This window comes from Clostridium sp. AF15-41 (genome assembly GCF_003604095.1).
Taxonomy (GTDB): domain Bacteria; phylum Bacillota; class Clostridia; order Lachnospirales; family Lachnospiraceae; genus Coprococcus.
Map to the genome: position 1 here is coordinate 75,450 of NZ_QTMQ01000014.1, position 3,241 is coordinate 78,690.

Sequence of the window (3,241 nt, forward strand, 5' to 3'; positions counted from 1 at the left end):
GGACGAGCGGTCTGGTTTTTAAAAGCGTTCATGAAGAACTTGTTCTTCAATGAAAGGTTTTGAAAACGGAAGGACATTCGTAGAATGTCCGTGATGAAGTAAGCGAAGCTTACGAATCAGACCAATATATTGAATCTTATGTTTTAAATGTACCTTGAGAATTTCATACAGAAAGAAATAGAGATATTATTAATAAGCCATTAATAATTAACAAGACATCAAATAATCCAAGAAACGTTTCAAGAGATTGAAACAAACGCGAATCAAGTTATCGAAAGATAGCAACGGACCACAGCATATCAAGCTACGTATGCTGTAAGGTTAAGTTAGAAAGAGCGCAGGGTGGATGCCTTGGCACTGAGAGCCGAAGAAAGACGTGATAAGCTGCGAAAAGCTGCGGTAAGGAGCAAATATCCGATGACCCGCAGATATCTGAATGGGGAAACCCGGCTGAGTAAACCTCAGTCACCGTATACTGAATACATAGGTATACGGAGGGAACCCGCTGAACTGAAACATCTAAGTAGGCGGAGGAAGAGAAAGAAACATCGATTCCGTAAGTAGCGGCGAGCGAACGCGGAAGAGCCCAAACCGTTGTGCGTGCACGACGGGGTATGGACTGCGATATGGCAGTGTGGAAGATAGTAGAAGGGTCTGGGAAGTCCCGCCAGAGAGAGTGAAAGCCTCGTACATGAAATCAGAAACACGCCTAGCAGGATCCGGAGTACCACGAGACACGAGAAACCTTGTGGGAAGGCGGAGGGACCACCCTCCAAGGCTAAATACTACTCAGTGACCGATAGCGCATAGTACTGTGAAGGAAAGGTGAAAAGGACCCCGGGAGGGGAGTGAAAGAGAACCTGAAACCCTGTGTTTACAAGCTGTGGAACTGCGAATAAAGCAGAACCGCGTACTTTTTGTAGAACGGTCCGGCGAGTTTCTTGTGCTGGCGAGGTTAAGTACTTCAGGTACGGAGCCGAAGTGAAAGCAAGTGTTAATAGCACGTAAAGTCAGTATAAGAAGACCCGAAACCGGGTGATCTACCCATGTCCAGGTTGAAGTTGCCGTAAAAGGCAATGGAGGACCGAACGCACATCCGTTGAAAAGGGTGGCGATGAGGTGTGGGTAGGGGAGAAATTCCAATCGAACCCGGAGATAGCTGGTTCTCCTCGAAATAGCTTTAGGGCTAGCCTCGTATTAGTCTAGCGGAGGTAGAGCACTGAATATCCTAGGGGGCGTCAAAGCTTACCGAAGATTATCAAACTCCGAATGCCGCAGAGATGATGTACGGGAGTCAGACTGCACGAGATAAGTTGGGTAGTCAAAAGGGAAAGAGCCCAGACCATCAGCTAAGGTCCCAAAGTGTGTGTTAAGTGGTAAAGGATGTGGGATTTCGAAGACAACTAGGATGTTGGCTCAGAAGCAGCCATACATTCAAAGAGTGCGTAATAGCTCACTAGTCGAGAGGTCCTGCGCCGAAAATGTCCGGGGCTAAAACACACCACCGAAGCTATGGAATGTGAACACATTGGTAGAGGAGCATTCTTAACGTGACGAAGCTGTACCGGAAGGAGCAGTGGAGTGTTAAGAAGAGAGAATGCCGGAATGAGTAGCGAGATTTAAGTGAGAATCTTAAAGGCCGAATATCTAAGGTTTCCAGGGTAAAGCTGATCTTCCCTGGGTAAGTCGGGGCCTAAGGCGAGGACGAAAGTCGTAGTCGATGGATAACAGGTAGAAATTCCTGTACCACATACAAACAGAACTGTGGGGACGCAGAGAGAAAGCCAGAGCCGGAAATGGAAAAGCCGGTGCAAGCGAGGTATCCGTAAGGGAGGCAAAACCCCCTTGCAAGGAGAAGACGTAATGCGGAGTGAACTATAAGTAACGAAGCTGGTGAGCTAGCTGCCAAGAAAAGCCGCTATTGTTTTGTATGTGCCCGTACCGTAAACCGACACAGGTGGATGAGGAGAGAATCCTAAGGCCGGCGGGAGAAGTGTTGTTAAGGAACTCGGCAAAATGACTCCGTAACTTCGGGAGAAGGAGTGCCACAGAGATGTGGCCGCAGAGAAATGGCCCAAGCAACTGTTTAGCAAAAACACAGGTCTATGCAAAACCGAAAGGTGAGGTATATGGGCTGACGCCTGCCCGGTGCTGGAAGGTTAAGAGGAGAGCTTAGCGCAAGCGAAGGTTTGAATTTAAGCCCCAGTAAACGGCGGCCGTAACTATAACGGTCCTAAGGTAGCGAAATTCCTTGTCGGGTAAGTTCCGACCCGCACGAAAGGCGTAATGATTTGGGCACTGTCTCGACAACACACCCGGTGAAATTGAAATACCAGTGAAGATGCTGGTTACCTGCGCCAGGACGGAAAGACCCCATGGAGCTTTACTCCAGTTTGATACTGGGATTCGGTACTGTCTGTACAGGATAGGTGGGAAGCTAGGAAATGATGACGCCAGTTGTCATGGAGCTGACCTTGGGATACCACCCTTACAGTACTGGGTTTCTAACCTGCAGCCGTGACCCGGCTGGGGGACAATGTCTGACGGGGAGTTTGACTGGGGCGGTCGCCTCCGAAAGGGTATCGGAGGCGCTCAAAGGTTCCCTCAGAATGGTCGGAAACCATTCGAAGAGTGCAAAGGCAGAAGGGAGCTTGACTGCGACACCGACGGGTGGAGCAGGTACGAAAGTAGGACTTAGTGATCCGGTGGTATAACGTGGGATTGCCATCGCTCAACGGATAAAAGCTACCCTGGGGATAACAGGCTTATCACTCCCAAGAGTTCACATCGACGGAGTGGTTTGGCACCTCGATGTCGGCTCATCGCATCCTGGAGCTGTAGCAGGTTCCAAGGGTTGGGCTGTTCGCCCATTAAAGCGGTACGCGAGCTGGGTTCAGAACGTCGTGAGACAGTTCGGTCCCTATCCGGCGTGGGCGTAGGATATTTGAGAGGAGCTGTCCTTAGTACGAGAGGACCGGGATGGACGGACCGCTGGTGTATCTGTTGTTGACCAACAGCATGGCAGAGTAGCCAAGTCCGGCAGGGATAAACGCTGAAGGCATCTAAGCGTGAAGCCCCCCTCAAGATTAGATATCCCATTCTTTAAAGAAATAAGACCCCTTGAAGACTACGAGGTTGATAGGTCTGAGGTGTAAGTGCGGTAACGCATTCAGCTGACAGATACTAATAGGTCGAAGACTTATCCTGAGAGGTTCGAAAGATAAGCGAGAAAGAGATTGGA

Annotated in this window: 1 rRNA gene; it reads left to right on the forward strand. The window is 49.4% G+C overall.

Annotation, left to right across the window (positions count from 1 at the left end):
• Positions 1-319 precede the first annotated feature (319 nt).
• Positions 320-3,207, forward strand: a 23S ribosomal RNA gene (locus DWW43_RS10175).
• Positions 3,208-3,241 lie beyond the last annotated feature (34 nt).